This is a genomic window from Aliihoeflea sp. PC F10.4 (assembly GCF_054612275.1).
Map to the genome: position 1 here is coordinate 247146 of NZ_JBTSWH010000001.1, position 17679 is coordinate 264824.

The 17679-nt window shown below is 62.3% G+C and carries 18 protein-coding genes; 14 read left to right on the top strand and 4 right to left on the bottom strand.

The genetic code is table 11. The features are described 5' to 3' along the window. Positions 1-7: 7 nt before the first annotated feature. From ACX82Z_RS01135 to ACX82Z_RS01160, 6 genes are all read left to right on the top strand, one after another. The gene (locus tag ACX82Z_RS01135; protein ID WP_459586317.1) at positions 8-1408 is read left to right on the top strand and encodes an NAD(P)(+) transhydrogenase (Re/Si-specific) subunit beta; all 1401 of its coding nucleotides are present in this window, start codon (positions 8-10) and stop codon (positions 1406-1408) included. Then, on the top strand, positions 1408-2292 hold the full coding sequence (locus ACX82Z_RS01140; RefSeq protein WP_459586318.1) for a phosphotransferase family protein: 885 nt from the start codon (positions 1408-1410) through the stop codon (positions 2290-2292). The genes ACX82Z_RS01135 and ACX82Z_RS01140 overlap by 1 nt, the downstream gene beginning before the upstream one ends. A 154-nt stretch (positions 2293-2446) precedes the next feature. Next, entirely contained in the window at positions 2447-3574 is a 1128-nt protein-coding gene (locus ACX82Z_RS01145) for an extracellular solute-binding protein (RefSeq protein ID WP_459586319.1), read from the top strand. A 52-nt stretch (positions 3575-3626) separates the two neighbouring features. After that, the gene (locus ACX82Z_RS01150; RefSeq protein ID WP_459586320.1) at positions 3627-4691 is read left to right on the top strand and encodes an ABC transporter ATP-binding protein; all 1065 of its coding nucleotides are present in this window, start codon (positions 3627-3629) and stop codon (positions 4689-4691) included. Continuing rightward, a complete protein-coding gene (locus ACX82Z_RS01155) occupies positions 4684-5565 on the top strand; it encodes an ABC transporter permease (protein ID WP_459586321.1) in 882 nt (293 codons plus the stop codon). The genes ACX82Z_RS01150 and ACX82Z_RS01155 overlap by 8 nt, the downstream gene beginning before the upstream one ends. Continuing rightward, on the top strand, positions 5562-6362 hold the full coding sequence (locus tag ACX82Z_RS01160; protein WP_459586322.1) for an ABC transporter permease: 801 nt from the start codon (positions 5562-5564) through the stop codon (positions 6360-6362). Before ACX82Z_RS01155 ends, ACX82Z_RS01160 begins: the two co-directional genes overlap by 4 nt. A gap of 9 nt (positions 6363-6371) precedes the next feature. On the opposite strand, the gene ACX82Z_RS01165 is transcribed toward ACX82Z_RS01160, so the two are convergent. Continuing rightward, positions 6372-6851, bottom strand: a complete 480-nt coding sequence (locus ACX82Z_RS01165; RefSeq protein ID WP_459586323.1) for a DUF992 domain-containing protein — start codon at positions 6849-6851, stop codon at positions 6372-6374. 61 nt (positions 6852-6912) lie between these two features. Then, complete coding sequence (locus tag ACX82Z_RS01170) at positions 6913-7641, bottom strand: tetratricopeptide repeat protein (protein WP_459586324.1); 729 nt, start codon at positions 7639-7641, stop codon at positions 6913-6915. Here ACX82Z_RS01170 and ACX82Z_RS01175 point away from each other — a divergent pair. Next, positions 7640-7804 carry a hypothetical protein gene (locus ACX82Z_RS01175; protein ID WP_459586325.1) on the top strand — a complete coding sequence of 55 codons (165 nt, stop codon included), beginning with the start codon at positions 7640-7642 and terminating at the stop codon, positions 7802-7804. The genes ACX82Z_RS01170 and ACX82Z_RS01175 overlap by 2 nt on opposite strands. A gap of 78 nt (positions 7805-7882) precedes the next feature. Here ACX82Z_RS01175 and rpsU read toward each other — a convergent pair whose 3' ends face one another. After that, positions 7883-8122, bottom strand: a complete 240-nt coding sequence (rpsU, locus tag ACX82Z_RS01180; protein WP_459586326.1) for a 30S ribosomal protein S21 — start codon at positions 8120-8122, stop codon at positions 7883-7885. A gap of 299 nt (positions 8123-8421) precedes the next feature. On the opposite strand from rpsU, the gene ACX82Z_RS01185 reads away from it, so the two are divergent. From ACX82Z_RS01185 to ACX82Z_RS01215, 7 genes are read left to right on the top strand one after another with little or no spacing between them, the layout of a single operon-like run. Beyond that, the gene (locus tag ACX82Z_RS01185; RefSeq protein ID WP_459586327.1) at positions 8422-9675 is read left to right on the top strand and encodes a sarcosine oxidase subunit beta; all 1254 of its coding nucleotides are present in this window, start codon (positions 8422-8424) and stop codon (positions 9673-9675) included. Next, complete coding sequence (locus ACX82Z_RS01190) at positions 9675-10076, top strand: hypothetical protein (protein WP_459586328.1); 402 nt, start codon at positions 9675-9677, stop codon at positions 10074-10076. Before ACX82Z_RS01185 ends, ACX82Z_RS01190 begins: the two co-directional genes overlap by 1 nt. Positions 10077-10085: 9 nt before the next feature. Then, complete coding sequence (locus ACX82Z_RS01195) at positions 10086-10241, top strand: hypothetical protein (protein WP_459586329.1); 156 nt, start codon at positions 10086-10088, stop codon at positions 10239-10241. A gap of 8 nt (positions 10242-10249) precedes the next feature. Next, positions 10250-11071 carry an alpha/beta fold hydrolase gene (locus tag ACX82Z_RS01200; protein WP_459586330.1) on the top strand — a complete coding sequence of 274 codons (822 nt, stop codon included), beginning with the start codon at positions 10250-10252 and terminating at the stop codon, positions 11069-11071. A 17-nt stretch (positions 11072-11088) separates the two neighbouring features. Beyond that, positions 11089-11457, top strand: coding sequence for a sarcosine oxidase subunit delta (locus ACX82Z_RS01205; RefSeq protein WP_459586331.1), 369 nt, complete (start codon positions 11089-11091; stop codon positions 11455-11457). Then, on the top strand, positions 11454-14432 hold the full coding sequence (locus tag ACX82Z_RS01210) for a sarcosine oxidase subunit alpha (RefSeq protein ID WP_459586332.1): 2979 nt from the start codon (positions 11454-11456) through the stop codon (positions 14430-14432). The genes ACX82Z_RS01205 and ACX82Z_RS01210 overlap by 4 nt, the downstream gene beginning before the upstream one ends. Beyond that, positions 14425-14985: a sarcosine oxidase subunit gamma gene (locus tag ACX82Z_RS01215; RefSeq protein ID WP_459586333.1), complete on the top strand. Its 561-nt coding sequence runs from the start codon at positions 14425-14427 to the stop codon at positions 14983-14985. The genes ACX82Z_RS01210 and ACX82Z_RS01215 overlap by 8 nt, the downstream gene beginning before the upstream one ends. Here ACX82Z_RS01215 and ACX82Z_RS01220 read toward each other — a convergent pair whose 3' ends face one another. Next, positions 14986-17670, bottom strand: coding sequence for a bifunctional diguanylate cyclase/phosphodiesterase (locus ACX82Z_RS01220; RefSeq protein ID WP_459586334.1), 2685 nt, complete (start codon positions 17668-17670; stop codon positions 14986-14988). Positions 17671-17679 lie beyond the last annotated feature (9 nt).

A 17679-nucleotide genomic window follows, 5' to 3' on the forward strand; every position in this document is an offset into this window, starting at 1 on the left:
CTGATCCATGAGCGAGAATTTCGCCTCCTTCCTTTATCTCGTATCCGGCGTCCTGTTCATCATGGCGTTGCGCGGGCTTTCGCATCCGACGACCAGTCGGCAGGGCAACATGTATGGCATGGTCGGCATGGCCATCGCCGTCGTCACGACCCTGCTTCTGGCACGTCCGACCTTCGGCGGCTTCGTCCTGATCGTCCTTGGCATCGCCATCGGCGGCGGCATCGGCGCGGTCGTTGCGCGGCGTATTCCCATGACGTCGATGCCGCAGCTCGTCGCCGCTTTCCACAGCCTCGTCGGTCTTGCCGCAGTGCTGGTCGCGGCGGCCGCCGTCTATTCGCCGGAAAGCTTCGGTGTCGGTACGGTCGGGCACATTCACTGGCAGGCGTTGATCGAAATGAGCCTGGGCGTCGCCATCGGCGCGATCACTTTCACCGGCTCGATCATCGCGTTCCTGAAACTCGACGGGCGCATGTCCGGCAAGCCGATCCTGCTGCCCTCGCGCCATTTCATCAATGCAGGCATCGCGATCGCGCTAGTGGTGCTCGTGATCATTCTCGTTGCGACGCAATCGACGCTCGCCTTCTGGCTGATCGTCATTCTGGCGCTGGCGCTGGGCGTCCTGATCATCATCCCGATCGGCGGTGCGGACATGCCGGTCGTCGTGTCGATGCTCAACTCCTATTCGGGCTGGGCTGCGGCGGGTATCGGCTTCACGCTCGGCAACCTTGCGCTCATCATCACCGGCGCGCTGGTCGGCTCGTCGGGTGCGATCCTCAGCTACATCATGTGCAAGGGCATGAACCGCTCCTTCATCTCCGTCATCCTGGGCGGCTTCGGCGGTGAGACGGCGGCAGCCGGCGCGGATGACGGCATTGAGCGTACGGTCAAGCAGGGTTCGGCCGACGACGCGGCCTATCTGATGATGAACGCGCAAAAGGTCATCATCGTGCCGGGCTACGGTATGGCGGTGGCGCAGGCACAGCATGCGCTGCGCGAAATGGCCGACAAGCTCAAGGCCAACGGCGTCGAGGTGAAATACGCGATCCACCCGGTCGCGGGCCGCATGCCCGGCCACATGAACGTGCTCCTGGCCGAAGCCAACGTGCCTTACGACGAGGTCTTCGAACTCGAAGACATCAACTCCGAGTTCGCGCAGGCCGACGTGGCCTATGTGATCGGCGCTAACGACGTGACCAATCCGTCAGCGCGTGACGACAAGTCGTCGCCGATCTACGGCATGCCGATCCTCGACGTGGACAAGGCGCGCACATGCCTCTTCGTCAAGCGCTCGCTCGGCTCCGGCTATGCCGGCATCGACAACACGCTGTTCTACAAGGACGGCACGATGATGCTGCTCGGCGACGCCAAGAAGATGACCGAGGAAATCGTCAAGGCGATGGATCACTGATGCTGCCTGAAGCTCCGGCGGAGGTTCCGCCGGAACTTCGTGCGGCCGTCATCGAAGCTTTTCCGCAGTTCCGGTCAGCCCGCTTTTCGGTTGCGGGCCGTGGTTGGCACAGCCTGGCCGTCGATATCGACGGCCGCTTCATCGCCAAGTTTCCGCAAGGATCGGAAGCGTTAGAAGCGCTGCGCCGCGAGGCCCGCCTGCTTGCGGCAGTACGCCCGCATTTGGCTCTGCCCGTTCCCGACATGAAGCTCGTCGAGCGCCCGATACTCTTTTCGCTTCATGAAAAGCTTGGCGGCAGCGTCCTCCTGGCAGCGGATTACGAGCGTCTGCCCGACGATGCACGAGACGCGCTTGCCGAGACGTTGGCGCAGTTCTTCGCCGAACTCCACGCGATCGACCGCAAGTTCATGCATGCCGCCGGTGCCAGCCCAGCCGAGCGCTGGGACGTGCGGCCCGGAACCCTCGCGCCGGTCTGGTCGCTGATTCCCACCTCGGTGAGGGATAGGGCGCAGGCGGCTTTGGGGCGCTATTCAGCGCGCAAATGGGATGACGATATCTACGGATTTTTCGACGCCCATGGCTGGAACATGGCCTTCGATCACGAGGCTTCGCGTCTTAACGGCATTTTCGATTTCGCAGATTCCGGCTTTGGGCCGGCTGCGCGCGAATTCGTTCCCGTTTCGCTGATCTCGCCCAATCTCGCGCGACGGTCGATGCGGGCATATGGCAGGCTCACCGGGCGCAATATCGATCCGCAAGACGTTTTCATGTTGACGGCGGCAGCGCGGCTTTCCGAATTCGCCGGGGCGCTTGAGACCGGTGAGCATGTCAACGACATGCGGGCGCTCGTGATCGACTGGTTCACCCAGACCGAAATCGAATGATCATCTGTGAAAGATGAAGGAAGTCGGCTAAAATCAATGCTGTATATTCTGAGATGTCGGGTTTGCTGCGGGCTCACAACGCGCAAAACCGTCATCTGGTTGTATCATGAGCGAGCTAAATGCCGTGGCTGGCAACTTTCGGGAGAACCCCTCAATGAAACTCTTTCCACGTCGTACTATCCTCAAGGGCGCTGCGGCGACGGCCGGCCTTACGCTGGCCGCTCCGTTCGTGTCGCGCTCTGGCTTCGCGCAGAGCTCGTCCGGCTCGGTCAACATCTTCGCCTGGGCCGGCTACCTCAATGACGAGATGCTGACCGCCTTTCAGGAGGCGACCGGCATTCAGGCGAACTACACGCCTTACGGCACGAACGACGAGCTTTTGAACCAGCTTCGCGCAAATAATGGCGGCGGGTTCGACATCATCTGGCCGACCGTCGACCGCGTGCCGAACTATGTCGAGTTCGATCTCGTCCAGCCGATCGACGAGTCGAAGGTCGAGGTCGACCGCTGCCTGCCGAGCGCATGGTCGAATTCGGAGAACCTTGGCGCGGTCGTCGAGGGCGAGCGTTACCAAGTGCCGACCGACTGGGGCACGGAGGCCATTGCCTTCGACAGGGACCAGCTTCCGCTGGAATATGGCACCGCTTCCTATGGCGACATCTGGGCGCCCGAGCAGGAAGGCAAGGCGACCGTGCGCGGCCATTCGGGCCTCGTCGGTCTCGGCCTCTGGCTCGAAGCCGAAGGCAAGCTGCCGCGCCCGATGCTCGACGCCTTTCAGTCCGAAGAGGCGATGGTCGAAATCTATGACGTGATCCTCGCCGAGGCGATTGCGCGCAAGGGCAACATCATCCAGTTCTGGAACAACGAAAACGAGGCGCAGGGCGCGTTCCGCGTCAACGGCGCGGCGATCGGCCAGACCTGGGACTCGACCGGGGCGGCGCTTGCCAAGGAAGGCCTGCCAGTTGGCTTCATCGCGCCGAAGGAAGGCGCGTTGACCTGGATGGAAGGCGTTTCGATCCCCAAGGGCGCGACAAATCTCGATCAGGCTTACGCCTTCATCAACTGGTTCCTGACCCCGGAAGCCGGTGCGATGTACACCAACGCGACCTCGATCAACTCGACCGCAGTCGGCGCGGCCGACCTGACCTCGGACGAAGCCAAGGCGTTCTTCGCCGCTGCCTATCCGGGCGATGCGCTGGAGAAGCTGTGGTGGTGGCCGATCCAGGAAAGCTGGTTCGTCACCAAGCGCAACGAATATCAGGACCGTTTCCTTTCGGCCTGATGACTACCTGAACGGGGCGGCTTGCCGCCCCGTTTCCATCTTGCGGGGATAGATGTCGCATTCGGTTGAACTTCATCAGGTCGGAATGACCTTTGGCGCAACGCGCGCGGTCCGCGACGTGTCCTTCAATGTCGAGGCAGGCGAGTTCTTTTCGATCCTCGGCCCGTCGGGATGCGGCAAGACGACGATCCTGCGCATGATCGCCGGCTTTCTGGAACCGACCGAAGGCAAGGTGCTGATCGGCGGCAAGGACATGGCCGGGCTCGGCCCCAATGCGCGGCCGACGGCGATGATCTTCCAGTCGCTGGCGCTGTTTCCGCTAATGAGCGTGTGGGAAAACATCGCGTTCGGGCTGGAGGCGCGCGGAGCTTCGAAGGCCGAGCGCCGCGCCAAGGCCGACGAACTCCTGAAGCTGATCGCGCTCGAGGGCTATGGCGAACGCATGCCCGGCGAGCTTTCCGGCGGCCAGCGCCAGCGTGTCGCCATCGCGCGCGCGCTTGCCGTCGAGCCTAAGGTTCTGCTTCTCGATGAGCCGTTGTCCGCACTCGATTTGAAGCTGCGCCAGCACATGCGCGCCGAGTTGCGCTCGCTGCAAAAGCGAACCGGCGTCACCTTCATCTATATCACGCACGACCAGTCCGAGGCGCTCGCTATGTCCGACCGTGTGGCGGTGATGAGCGAGGGCGTGCTGCAGCAGGTCGCCGCTCCGCGCGAGCTTTACGACAATCCGCAGACCGCCTTCGTCGCACGCTTCGTCGGCGAGACGAACGCGATCGCGGGCAAGGTTCAGGCGACGGACGGTGGCATGATCGTGCTCGACACGCCGATGGGGCCATTGCGCGGACGCGGACAGGGTCTCAGCGCCGGGCAGGCGGCAACGCTCTATGTGCGGCCCGAGGCGCTGATGCCGGTGACGGGGCAGGGCAACGCGATTGCCGCATCCATCGAGCGCGTGGATTTCGAGGGCGCGTTCGCGCTCGCCCACGGCCGTTTCGAGGACGGTCGCCCGCTCGTTGCTTCCATCCCCAGCACGCGCCTTGCCGACGCACCAAAGGTCGGCGCTCGCGCCGATTTCGGCTTTGCGCCGGAGCACGCCGTGGTGCTCGGCGATGGGTAGTCTTTATCGGCGTTTCGGCGGCGGGCTTTCGACGATCTTCATCGCGCTGGTACTGATCTGGCTCGCCGGCATGGTGATCGCACCGAATCTGACGATGCTGGACTACGCGCTGCGGCCGAACCTGCCGCCCTCGCAGATCGGCGGGCCGAGCGACGTCTATTCACTCGACAACATTCTCTACCTCGCCAACGAGGCGACGCATCGGTCGATCTTCTTCAAGACGATCTGGGCGAGCGCGCTCGTGGCGTTCATCACCTTTCTCGTCTGCTACCCGATCGCCTTCTGGCTGGCGCAGCGCGCCACGGCCGGGCAACTGGCCATCGTGCTTCTGGCGCTCACGATCCCGTTCTGGATCAACGAGGTGCTGCGCACGCTCGCCTGGTACATCCTGCTTGCCTTTCGCGGGCCGCTCAATGTCGCGCTGACGAGCCTCGGCATCATCGACGCGCCGATCAGATGGTACGGCAATACGGGCGTGCTGGCCGGGATGGTCTATGCCTACATCCTTTTCATGCTCTTCCCGATCTACAATTCCATCGAGAGCTTGGAAAAGGCGCAGATCGAGGCCGCGCGCGATCTGGGCGCATCGACGTGGCGCATTCATACGCGTGTCGTCATTCCACATGCCAAGGCAGGCATTGCGACGGGCTGCGTCTTCACCTTCATGCTTGCAGCCGGGTCTTATGTCGCGCCTGCGCTGCTCGGCGCACCGGGCAGTCGCTGGTTCACCGAGATCATCTACAACTGGTTCTTCGAGGGCGGGGACTGGAACCGTGGCGCTGCCTACGCGCTGGTGCTCCTCGTACTCTGCCTGCTGGTCGTGCTCGTCACGCTGAAAATCGCGCGCGTCAATTTGACGGATGTGGCCAAATGAGCGCGTCGGACCGGATCGCGAAGGGCGTGTTCGTCTTCTACATGGTGGTGTTCGCGCTCTATCTTTTCGCGCCGCTGATCATCATGGGCGCGGCCGCGTTTAACACGAGCCGCTTTCCGACGGTGACGCCCTGGCAGGGCACGACGCTCGACTGGTTCTCCGCCATGTGGAGCGACCGGGCCATGTGGCAGGCGCTATGGACCTCCTTCGTCGTTGCTTTCTTCGTCGTCATCGTCGCGCTGCCGGTCGGCACGGCTGCGGCGCTGATTTTGACGAGCCTGCATGCGCGGGCACGCGGGTTTCTCTATGCACTGATGGTGTCGCCGCTTCTGACGCCCGGCGTCGTCATCGGCATCGCGACGCTGGTCCTGTGGCGTCAACTCGGCGTTGGCGGCGGTGTCTTTCTAATCGTCGTCGCGCAGGCAAGCTTCATCATCTGCTATGTGATGCTGATGATTGCGGCGCGCCTGCAACGTTTCGATCGCGCGCAGGAGGAGGCGGCGCTCGGCCTCGGTGCATCGAAATTCATGGTATTTCGCCGCATCCTACTGCCGTTCCTGAAGCCCGCGCTCATCGCGTCCGCGCTTCTTGCGACCCTGCAATCGATCGAGAACTACAATACGACCCTGTTCGTGCGCGGGTTCGATACGCCTCTGACCGTTTTCATCGCGACCAAGGTACGTACCGGATTGACCCCTGCCGTTAACGCGCTGGCGCTCGTCATGATCGCGGTGACGGTTCTGGGAGCCATCAGCTACGAGATCGCGCGCCGCCGGCAGGCGGCACGCAAGCTCTGAACCATTTCGCTATTCGATCGCGCGCAGACGAAATTCCGTTACGCCGAGCGCGAGGTTGAGGCCGGTCTGCGCCTGAACGCTGAGCGGCTGGAGCATGACCGATTGCTGCGATCCGCCGACGAGGACGTTCGCACCGCCACCTATCACGGCCGTCGCTTCTGCGCTTGCGCCGACATAGTCGCCGCTGAGCGCTTCGCCGGGCGTAAGCGTAATCGTCGCGGGCATCAGCACCGCCCATTGCATGATCGATTCGCTGGTGACGCCGATATCGAGGCCGTAGCGATTGACCACGCCGACAAAGGCCGTCTGCGGCGCGCCGTCGGACGGATTGAACACGCATTCCATGTCGCGCGAGGAGCCGAGGATTGCGCCGACGTCACCCTCGATGACGCATTCGAGCAAGCCGGCCTCCGTGCGCGTGTCCTGAGCGTGAGCCGGAATGATTGCGGATGCGCCTAAAAGCGCGGTGGCGGCTATGGTGCGGAACATCGAAATTCTCCTGTCTCGTTCTTGCGGCTGAACAACAAGACAGAAGCGACTTCGTTCCTGATCAGCCGGTGCCGCGCGTGCGGCTCAGCCCGTCGCGGGCGACCTGAAGGTTCGGATCGAGGCGCGCGGCTTCGGCGAATGAGCGCGATGCGCGCTGGCGATCGCCGCGACGTTCCAGAATGAGTCCCTGATAGGCCCAAGCTTCCGCGTTCGTCTTGTCGCGGACGAGCGCAGTGTTGAAGTCGGAGAGCGCGTTATCCTCGTTCTCGATGGCGAGGTAAGAAAGGCCGCGCGCCGTGTAAGGCTCTGCAGCGTTCGGCGACAGCGAGATCGCCTGCGCGAAATCATTGATGGCGAAGTCGTGCTGGTTGCGCAGCTGGTACATCAGGCCGCGATTGTAATAGGCGCGGGGATTGGTCGTATCGAGCTGAATAGCGCGCTCGAAATCCTGAAACGCCTCGTTGGTGCGACCGCTCGCGCGATTTAGGTTTCCGCGCCCGATATAGGCGGCGTCGTAATTCGAATTGAGCTGGATGGCCTGATTGTAGTCGGTCATCGCCGCCTGCGTGTTGCCCATGTTGCGGTGGATCAGCGCGCGGTTGTTATAAGCCTGATAGAAGCCCGGATTGAGCTGGATCGCGCGGTCGAAATCGGCCAACGCCTCGCGGTTGCGTCCACCGCGGCCATAGGCCGATCCGCGGACGTTATAGGCTTCGGCGTCGTTGGGCGAACGTTCGATGACGGCGGTCAGCGAGGAGATGTTCTCGGTCGACGCCTGCGCGGCGTCCATGGGCGAGACGCTCGCCATCGTCTCCGGTGCCGTCTGGCAGGCCGCAAGCCCCAAAGCGGAGATCAAGGCCAACGCGGTAGCGATGCGTTTAGAATGGCTCCCGGTCGAATTCATCGGATTATTCCCTCGTTTGGCGCTGGGCGGCGGATCGTTGGAACTCTAACGCAGACAACGAAAAAAGGTGGCAGCGATTGCTCGCGCCACCTCTTTTAATTCGGCAAAAAGGACCAAAAAGCGGCGATCAGCGCGCCGCTGCGGCCGGAGCGCGGCCACCGCCGACCAGACCTTCGCGCTGGGCGCGCTTACGGGCCAGCTTACGGGCGCGGCGAACGGCTTCGGCCTTTTCACGGGCGCGCTTTTCCGACGGCTTCTCGTAATGGCCGCGCATCTTCATCTCGCGGAAGATACCTTCGCGCTGCATCTTCTTCTTGAGCGCGCGGAGCGCCTGATCAACGTTGTTGTCGCGGACGAGTACCTGCACTTAGCGTTCCTGTCGTTACCGTTGGCGCAAGGCCGTTTCGATCGAGTTTCAAAATTCAAAGCGCAGGAAACTGCGCCGCGTGGCGCGCGCACCACGGATCGGTGCGGCTCATATCACCGGCCGATACGCTTGTCGAGAAGAATTCGACGGCGGTTTCGCTGGAATACAACCGGTCAATTCGCCGCAGCCGAATTCGGGCGGCGCAAACGGGCAATCGAAGTCGCAATCAGTGCAAGGCGAAAGCTTCGTTTTCGCTAGTCATGAAATCGTCCCGCCACACGCATCGAGGCAAAGCGTTCATGCGCAAATATTCGGTCTTCGCCATCGCCCGCGAGGCGCTTCGGGCCCACAAGGGCTGGGAGGAGCAATGGTCTTCGCCCGAGCCGCGCAGCGAATATGACGTGATCATCGTCGGCGCGGGCGGGCACGGTCTGGCGACAGCCTATTACCTCGCCAAGGAACACGGCCTCACGAATATCGCGGTACTGGAAAAGGGTTGGCTCGGCGGCGGCAATACCGGCCGAAACACCACGATCATTCGCTCGAACTATCTCTATGACGAATCGGCGGGCATCTACGACCATGCCGTGAAGCTTTGGGACGGGCTTAGCCAGGATTTGAATTACAACGTCATGTATTCGGCGCGCGGCGTCATGATGCTGGCGCACAACGTCCATGACGTGCAGGTCTTCAAGCGGCATATCCATGCGAACCGGCTGAACGGCGTCGACAATGAATGGCTGACGCCGCAGGAGGCGAAGGCGTTTTGCCCGCCGCTCAACATCTCGCAGTCCGCACGCTACCCGGTGATGGGTGCGGCGCTCCAGCGGCGCGGTGGCACGGCGCGTCACGACGCGGTCGCATGGGGTTATGCGCGCGCGGCCGCCGATCGCGGCGTCCACATCATCCAGAACTGCGAAGTGACGGGCGTGCGCCGCTCGGCCAACGGGCATGTGACGGGCGTGGATACGACGCGTGGCTTCATCGGCGCGAAAAAGGTTGGTGTCGTCGCTGCCGGTCATTCCTCCGTCATCATGCAGATGGCCGACGTGCGCATGCCGCTCGAATCCTACCCGCTGCAGGCGCTGGTTTCAGAGCCGGTCAAGCCGGTGTTTCCGTGCGTCGTCATGTCGAACACGGTTCACGCCTATATCTCACAATCCGACAAGGGCGAACTCGTCATCGGCGCGGGAACGGACCAGTACACGTCCTATTCGCAGACGGGCGGATTCCACATCCTCAACCACACGCTCGACGCGATCTGCGAGATGTTTCCCATGTTCACGCGCATGAAGATGCTGCGCTCGTGGGGCGGCATCGTCGACGTGACGCCCGATCGCTCGCCGATCCTCGCCAAGACGCCGGTGCCGGGGCTTTACGTCAATTGCGGCTGGGGAACCGGCGGCTTCAAGGCGACGCCGGGGTCGGGCCATGTCTTCGCCCATACCATCGCCAACGATAATCCGCACCCGATCAACGCGCCGTTCAATCTCGACCGCTTCCGTACCGGACGCCTGATCGACGAGGCTGCTGCCGCTGCCGTCGCGCATTGATGCTGACTGTCGCCGCCATAGCTGCCATCGGCGCACCTGTCATTCTGGCCAACGAGCGGAGCCTTTTTCATTTCGGCGGCCCGGAAGACGTGCGCTTGCAGGCGATTTCACGTTCGGGAGACGAGCGTAGCTGGCCGTTTACCGTCGATCATGGATCGCTCGCCTGCACATGGAGCGCGGGTCAGAAAGTCGTCATCTTCATTCCCGACGAGGAAGAGGGAATGGTGTTCGTTTCGACCAATCCCATGGACGCTGTCTTTCTCAATATGGCGAACCGGCATCTCGTCGCCGAAACCGAAACGGTCGAAGACCTCATCGTGAGAATGGGGCCGTTCGAAAGCCTCGGCCGACGCTTGTGCGATCAACCGCGAGGGACCCATGTCGGTCCCGGCGAACTTTAGGAACGATCCATGCTTTTGATCCGCTGCCCCTATTGCGAGGAAGAGCGTCACGAACTCCCGGACGATGAGTTCGAGACGGTCTTCTGCGTCCGCCAGTTCAATCTCGAACACTTCCGCACGCGTCGGCTGATCGGAGAGGCGGCTGCCGCTGCCGTTGCGCATTGAGACAGGTGATGTGGAACGTTGACCAGACTGCCAATACGAGCAAGGGCGAGGTCGCGTGGGGCCGCGCAGGCGAGGGGCCTGCGCTCGTCCTTGCCCATGGCTGGCCATGGTCGTCTTATAGCTGGCATCGTGTCATCGAAGCGCTCGGCCGAAGCTTCACCGTCCATTGGTATGACATGCCGGGCTATGGGGCCTCGTCCAAGGATGCGGATCGGTCGACGGCGCTCGACGCACAAGGTGAATTGCTGGTCGAGATGATCGATCTCTGGCAACTCGACGCACCGTCGGTCGTCGCCCATGATGTCGGCGGCGCGGTAGCGTTGCGGGCCCATCTTCTCCACGATGCGAATTTCGAGCGGCTGGTATTGATGAATGTCGTGGCGCTCAGCCCATGGGGGTCCGATTTCTTCGACCTCGTCAGCGCAAATACCGACGTGTTCGCACGGTTGCCGGTCCATATTCATCGCGCGGTCGTTGGCGCATATATCAAAGGTGCATTGGTCAATGAGCTTGAGGGCGAGGATTTCGAACGGCTCTGCGCGCCGTGGCTGGACGATGCGGGACGACGCAGTTTCTATGCCCAGTTCGCCCAAGCGGACGAACGCCTGACGGACGAATTCGAGGACCGGCTGAACGACATCCGTTGCCCGGTCGCGATCCTGTGGGGCGAGGACGATCCGTGGATTCCTGTTTCGCGGGGCAGGGAGCTTCATGACAGGATCGAACGGTCGACCTTCAGGCAGATGAAGGGGCTTGGACACCTACCCCAGCTTGAAAATCCTCAATATGTGGCGGACGAACTTCTCGCCGCTCTCGATGTGACACACTAGAACGAAACGGCAGCGCCATGCTTCTCATCCGTTGTCCCTATTGCGAGGAAGAGCGTCCCGAACTCGAGTTCCGCCATGCCGGCGAGGCGCATATCGCGCGTTCGACGGAGATGACGGAGCTTTCGGACGACGAGTTCGAAAAATTCTTCTTCATTCGCCAGAATCCGAAGGGTCTGATCTTCGAGCGGTGGCGCCATATCCATGGCTGTGGGCGCTTCTTCAACGCGGCGCGTGACACCGTCACCGACAGGTTTTACCTGACCTACAAGGCCGGTGAACCGAAGCCTGAAATCACGCTGATGGCTCCGGCCGAGCCTGCTGCATGGGCCAATCGCGAACCTGCCGAACTGAACGTCGACATGCTAGAGAAGGGAGACGTGCGATGAACGCGGATTATCGCATCGCAGGCGCGGGCCGGCTGACGCCCGCGCGCACCGCGCGCTTCACATTCGACGGCAAGGCGATGCAGGGCGTGGAAGGCGACACGCTCGCCTCGGCGCTTCTGGCCAATGGCGTTCATCTTGTCGGCCGCTCGTTCAAATATCACCGCCCGCGCGGTTTCCTGTCGGCAGGCGCCGAGGAGCCGAACGCGCTCGTCGGCATCCATCGCGACGGCGCGCGCAAGACGCCGAACGTGCGTGCGACGGTGCAGGAAGTCTATGACGGCCTTGCCGCCGTCTCGCAAAATCGCTGGCCTTCGCTCGCCTACGATGTCGGCGAGGCGAACGATCTGGGTTCGCCCTTCTTTTCGGCTGGCTTTTACTACAAGACGTTCATGTGGCCGAAGGCGGCATGGGACAAGGTCTACGAACCGTTCATCCGCCATGCCGCAGGGCTAGGCGTCGCGCCGGAAGAGCCGGACCCGGATCACTATTCCTCGCTTTACGCGCATTGCGACGTGCTGGTGCTCGGCGGCGGCGCTGCGGGCATCGCGGCGGCTCTGGCGGCCTCGGCATCTGGCGCGCGTGTCATCCTCGCCGACGAACAGGCGGATTTCGGCGGAGCATTGCGTTTCGAAGGTGGTGCTGCGATCGACGGTGTTTCCGGCTGGGACTGGGCGCAGGCGAGCGTTGCAAGCCTGAAAGCCAGGGACAACGTGCGTGTCCTCAATCGCACGACCGCCTTCGGCTATTACGCGCAGAACATGGTTGGGCTGGTCGAGCGCGTGACGGAGCATGTCGCCAACCCCGGCAAGGACCTGCCGCGCGAGCGTCTGTGGCAGGTTCGTGCGAAAAAGGTGATCGTCGCCGCCGGTGCGATCGAGCGGCACATGGTGTTCGCTGGCAATGACAGGCCGGGCGTCATGCTGGCGTCCGCGGCGCGCACCTATCTCAATCATTACGGCGTGGCGGTCGGGAAGAATGTCGGCGTCTTCACCGCGCACGATTCCGCCTATGCCGCCGCAATCGACCTGAAGAAGGCGGGCGTCGGGATCGCGGCCATCGTCGATCTGCGCGACGATCCGCAAGGCACCGCCACCGAAGAAGCCAAGGCACTCGGTATCGAAATTCTCGCCGGCCATTCGGTGACGAAAACGGGCGGACGCTTGCGCGTCTCCTCAATGGCTGTGACGCCGAAAAACGGTGGCGCGGCGCGGGTGATCCCGGTGGATGCCCTTTTGATGTCGTCGGGCTGGACGCCGTCCGTTCACCTCTTCTCGCAGTCGCGTGGCAAGGTCGCGTTCGATGACGCGACGCAGCGTTTTCTGCCGGGCCAATCTGCGCAGGATTGCGCGTCTGTCGGCGCATGCAACGGGACCGATACGCTCGAAGCCGTGATCGAGGAAGCCTATGCGGCCGGCGAAAAGGCGGCGGGCGCTGTTAAAGGCCCACGTCCTGCTGCCGCGACGAGCGAGAACTGGACAGGCGGCATGCTCGGTGCCGCACCGGGCGCGGGGCCGGACGATGCCGTCAAGGCCTTCGTCGATTTCCAGAACGACGTGACCGCGAAGGATCTGCGGCAGGCCGTGCGCGAGGGCATGCGCTCCATCGAACACGTCAAGCGTTTCACCACCAACGGCATGGCGACCGATCAGGGCAAGACGTCGAATATGCACGGCCTCGCCATCGCAGCCGAAACGCTCGGCAAGCCGATTCCCGAAGTCGGGCTGACGACGTTCCGTGCGCCCTATACGCCGGTCACGTTCGGCGCGATCGTCGGCCATTCGCGCGGGGTTCTGTTCGATCCGACGCGGCGCACCGCCATGCACGGCTTTGCCGAGAAGAACGGCGCGGTGTTCGAGGATGTCGGCCAGTGGAAGCGCGCGTGGTATTTCCCGCAGGCGGGAGAGGGCATGGCGCAGGCAGTTTCGCGCGAGACGAAAACCGTGCGCCAGTCGGCCGGTATCTTCGACGCATCGACGCTGGGCAAAATCGAGGTGGTCGGACCCGACGCGGCTGCCTTCATGGAACTGCTCTACACCAACCCTTGGGCGAAGCTCGAACCCGGCCGCTGCCGCTATGGCATCATGCTGCGCGAGGACGGCTTCATCTATGATGACGGCGTCGTAGGGCGGTTGGCGGCAGACCGCTTCCATGTGACGACGACGACCGGCGGCGCGGCGCGGGTCATGAACCACATGGAGGACTACCTCCAGACCGAATTCCCGCATCTGAAGGTCTATCTGACCTCGATTTCCGAACAATGGGCGGTCATCGCCGTTCAGGGGCCAAAAAGCCGCGATATCATCGCGCCGCTGGTCGAGGGGATCGACATTTCCGACGCCGCCATGCCGCATATGTCGGTGCGCGAGGGGACGATCTGCGGCGTGCCGACTCGGCTGTTCCGCATGTCGTTCACCGGGGAGCGCGGCTTCGAGATCAATGTGCCGGCCGATTACGGCGAAGCGGTCATTGAGGCCGTCTGGGCGGAAGCGCAAAAGCACGGCGCGTGCCTTTACGGCACCGAGACGATGCACGTCCTGCGCGCCGAAAAGGGCTACATCATCGTCGGCCAGGAGACGGACGGAACGGTGACGCCGAACGATGCCGGGCTCGATTGGGCCATCGGCAAGAAGAAGACGGATTTCGTTGGTATTCGCGGCCTCAAACGTCCCGATCTTGTGGGCGGCGGGCGAAAGCAGCTTGTCGGTTTGAAGACGGTAGATCCGAATGTGGTTCTGGAAGAGGGCGCGCAGGTTGTTGCCACCCGTGACCAGCCGATCCCGATGAAGATGATCGGCCACGTCACGTCGAGCTACTGGTCTCCTAATTGCGGTCGATCGATCGCGCTGGCGCTGGTCGTTGATGGACGTGAAAAGACGGGTCAGCGCCTCTTCGTGCCGATGCCGAACGGAACGATCGAGGTGGAGGTGACCGGGACGGTCTTCTTCGACGAAAGCGGGGAGCGGCTCAATGGTTGATGCACACATGATCGTTGCGGAACGTCGCCCGCTTTTCGCGGGCCACCAGACCACCGCGCCGACCGTCTCCATCACGGTCGCGCCACCCGCATTGCGCCTGTCGCTTCGCGCGCCGGCCGAGAGCGTTCAGTCACTGTCGAAGGCGCTGGGTCTCGAACTGCCCGTGAAACCGAAAAGCTCGGCGTCGAACGGTTCGCGCCATGCGTTGTGGCTCGGCCCGGACGAATGGCTGATCATCGACGATGCCGGCGCGGATCTCGTCGCCTTGCTCACATCCGTTACGGAATTTCACTCCACCGTTGACGTTTCCCACCGTAATGTCGGTTTCGTCGTCACGGGTCCGGGCGCGGCAACTATTATCAATGCAGGTTGCCCGCAAGACCTGTCGCTGGCGGCTTTTCCCGTTGGAGCTGCATCGCGCACGATCCTGCACAAGATCGAGATCGTGCTCTACCGGACGGACGAAAACACGTTTCGCGTCGAGTGCTGGCGCTCATTTGCAGATTACGCATTCTCGTATCTGAGCGAGGCCGCCAGAGACGCCGCCGTCTGATCAGGACGCGTAGCGAAGCCGGGCTGTCCGGGCGAAATCGATCAGTTCGCCGGGCGGCATCGGCTTTGCAAAGGCATAGCCCTGCAGCGCATCGCAGCCGATGTTTCTCAGGATTTTGGCATGCTCCATCGTCTCGACACCTTCGGCCAAAACCTCGATGCCGAGCGAATGACCCATCTCGATGATGGAGCCGAGAATCTGGCGCTGCGCGGGTGAGCCTACCAACGGCTGAACCAATTGCCGGTCGATCTTGAGCCGGGCGGGCTTGAGGCGCAGGAGCGATACGATCGAGGCGTAACCGGTGCCGAAATCGTCGATTTCGATATCGATGCCGATTTCCTTCAGTTCCTGAACGTTCGCGGCCAAAAGGTCGTCATGCTCGTCGAGGAAGATCGACTCGACCAGTTCGAACGCGATCCGGCCGGGCTCGATCTGCATTTTGCGCAGGCTGGCCAGAAGGCCGTCGCCGTGAAGACGCTTGGCCGAGACGTTGACAGCGGCCTTGGGCACGCGGAGGCCCTGCATTTCCCAAAGACCGAGCTGTGCGATGGTTTGTTCCAGCATGCGACGGTCGATCTCGTCGACGACGTTGATGTCCTCCGCCACCTTGAGGAAATGCTGCGGGGCCAGCACGCCGTTTTCGGGGTGTTCCCAGCGCACCAGCGCTTCGACGCCGACGAGTTTCAACGTCCTGGCGTCGAGCTGCGGCTGATAGTAAGGGACGAACTCGCCGCGCTCCAGTCCGAGCAGGATTTCGTCGGCGATCCGCTTTTGCGTGACGATCTCCGCCTGCAATTCCTCCGAGAAGAACTGGAAACAGTTGCGGCCGTTTCGCTTCGCGCGATAGAGCGCGATGTCGGCATTGATGAGAAGGCGTGCCGGATCGGCCAGAAAATCCGTGTCTGCGGCGATACCTACCGACCCGCCGATCCGGCATTCGTGCTCGTTGAAGCGTTTGGGTTCCTGCAATCTGACGATGAGGTTCGCCGCAAGGTCTGCCAGGTTTTCGATGCTCAGCGACGCGGGATCGCTCGCGCGCCGCACGATGACGAATTCGTCGCCTCCGATCCGTGCGACGAAATCCTGCGGCGACACCGAATTGCGCAGGACATTTGCAGCATGGACGAGCATGGCGTCGCCGGCCGCATGGCCCAGCGTGTCGTTGATTTCCTTGAACCTGTCGAGGTCGATCTGAAGGATCGCTGCGACTTCGGCCCCTTTGCCGAACGCTGCGGCGTGGTCTGCCATCACCTCGTCGAGAAAACGCCTGTTCGGCAGGCCGGTCAGTGAATCGTGCAGCGCGTTGAACTCGATCCGTTCGCGGATCGTCTCAAGCTCGGCGTTGCGCGCTTCGGACAAAAGCACGGCCATGTTCAACTGTTCGGTTCGCTCGACATCCTCCGTCACGTCCCAATTGACGCCGACGATCTGTGGCGGGTTGTCGCCATCCTGATAAACCCTGCCAATCGCCCGGATGTGGCGGATATGGCCGCTTTCCAGAATCAGACGATAGTCGGAGCGATACCTGCCGCTTTGATGCATCGCGACCGAAAAATCGGATTCGGCGCGCTGCTTGTCGTCAGGGTGAAGCCGGCGCGACCAGTATGTGTAGTTGCGCATGCGTCCGTCGGTCGGGAAATCGTAGAGCTCGTTCATCCGGTCGTCCCAGAACAGCTCACCGTTCTTGATATCCATCTCCCAGATACCGATGCGGGATGCCTGCAATGCCAGCCGCAGGCGCCGGGAGACCTGCTCGAGCTCGAACTCGCGCTCGCGCATGAAGACGATATGCCGCTGACGTTCGTCCATGAGCCGTCCCATGACGAAGCTTGGCGCGAGAATCAAAAACGCCGCTGCTATAATCCAGGCGTAAAGCCGGCTTCTGTCGGGAACCGGCTGGTTCCAGCCTTGTCGGGGTACTGCCGCGATCTGCCAGCGACCGGATGGAAAATTGACATCGAGCAAAACCGGGTCGTTCGACGGGATACTTTCCGCGCCGAAAAACTGTTTTCGAACGCCGTCCGCGCCTCGGCTGATAAGAGCGACGTCGATGGGAAGATTCTCATCGAGCAGGCCGCTTTGCGCATAGAGCCGGTCGACGTCGATAACGGCTGAGACAAGGCCCCAAAACGCGTCTTGGGGCGATGGACCCTGCGTGAATACAGGAAACCGGCCTACGAAGCCTTGTCCGCCCTGAATGAGGTCGATGGGGCCGGTGAAAATGAACTTGCCCGTGTCGCGGACCTGCATCGCGATCTGGCGCTGTGCCTGGCTGGTACGATAGTCGAGGCCGAGAACGCGCTGGTTTCCTTCCATCGGATGGATCATCTGCACCACGAGATCGGGCGCCGCAACGATATGCCTGACTTGCACGTCCTGCGTCAGCAAGGAGCTTACCAGCCGCGAGAATTGATCCTGCGAGATGTCGGGATTGGCTTCGATCGATGCCACGAGGCCGCGCACAAGCTGGACGCTGGCGTTGATGTTTCCCTCAAGCTTGGAGCGAATGAGCGACGCCTGAGAAAATACGTCTGCCCGCAGCTTCTGCTCGAATATTCTCTGGTTCTGATGGATGGCGAATATCGCCGCACAGACGACGACGACCGTGACGAGCAAAAACTGCGCATGACTGCCGCGAAAACGCGGGAGCCGAACTTGCGGTCTTTTGCCTTGCCACCCATGCATGCGTGCCAA

Excerpts from the sequence above, each read along its gene's own strand:
- ACX82Z_RS01135 (WP_459586317.1), top strand. The coding sequence starts at position 8 with ATGAGCGAGAATTTCGCCTCCTTCCTTTATCTCGTATCCGGCGTCCTG.
- ACX82Z_RS01140 (WP_459586318.1), top strand. The coding sequence starts at position 1,408 with ATGCTGCCTGAAGCTCCGGCGGAGGTTCCGCCGGAACTTCGTGCGGCC.
- ACX82Z_RS01145 (WP_459586319.1), top strand. The coding sequence starts at position 2,447 with ATGAAACTCTTTCCACGTCGTACTATCCTCAAGGGCGCTGCGGCGACG.
- ACX82Z_RS01150 (WP_459586320.1), top strand. The coding sequence starts at position 3,627 with ATGTCGCATTCGGTTGAACTTCATCAGGTCGGAATGACCTTTGGCGCA.
- ACX82Z_RS01155 (WP_459586321.1), top strand. The coding sequence starts at position 4,684 with ATGGGTAGTCTTTATCGGCGTTTCGGCGGCGGGCTTTCGACGATCTTC.
- ACX82Z_RS01160 (WP_459586322.1), top strand. The coding sequence starts at position 5,562 with ATGAGCGCGTCGGACCGGATCGCGAAGGGCGTGTTCGTCTTCTACATG.
- ACX82Z_RS01165 (WP_459586323.1), bottom strand. The coding sequence starts at position 6,851 with ATGTTCCGCACCATAGCCGCCACCGCGCTTTTAGGCGCATCCGCAATC.
- ACX82Z_RS01175 (WP_459586325.1), top strand. The coding sequence starts at position 7,640 with ATGGGCGAGACGCTCGCCATCGTCTCCGGTGCCGTCTGGCAGGCCGCA.
- ACX82Z_RS01170 (WP_459586324.1), bottom strand. The coding sequence starts at position 7,641 with ATGGACGCCGCGCAGGCGTCGACCGAGAACATCTCCTCGCTGACCGCC.
- ACX82Z_RS01185 (WP_459586327.1), top strand. The coding sequence starts at position 8,422 with ATGCGCAAATATTCGGTCTTCGCCATCGCCCGCGAGGCGCTTCGGGCC.
- ACX82Z_RS01190 (WP_459586328.1), top strand. The coding sequence starts at position 9,675 with ATGCTGACTGTCGCCGCCATAGCTGCCATCGGCGCACCTGTCATTCTG.
- ACX82Z_RS01195 (WP_459586329.1), top strand. The coding sequence starts at position 10,086 with ATGCTTTTGATCCGCTGCCCCTATTGCGAGGAAGAGCGTCACGAACTC.
- ACX82Z_RS01200 (WP_459586330.1), top strand. The coding sequence starts at position 10,250 with ATGTGGAACGTTGACCAGACTGCCAATACGAGCAAGGGCGAGGTCGCG.
- ACX82Z_RS01205 (WP_459586331.1), top strand. The coding sequence starts at position 11,089 with ATGCTTCTCATCCGTTGTCCCTATTGCGAGGAAGAGCGTCCCGAACTC.
- ACX82Z_RS01210 (WP_459586332.1), top strand. The coding sequence starts at position 11,454 with ATGAACGCGGATTATCGCATCGCAGGCGCGGGCCGGCTGACGCCCGCG.
- ACX82Z_RS01215 (WP_459586333.1), top strand. The coding sequence starts at position 14,425 with ATGGTTGATGCACACATGATCGTTGCGGAACGTCGCCCGCTTTTCGCG.
- ACX82Z_RS01220 (WP_459586334.1), bottom strand. The coding sequence starts at position 17,670 with ATGCATGGGTGGCAAGGCAAAAGACCGCAAGTTCGGCTCCCGCGTTTT.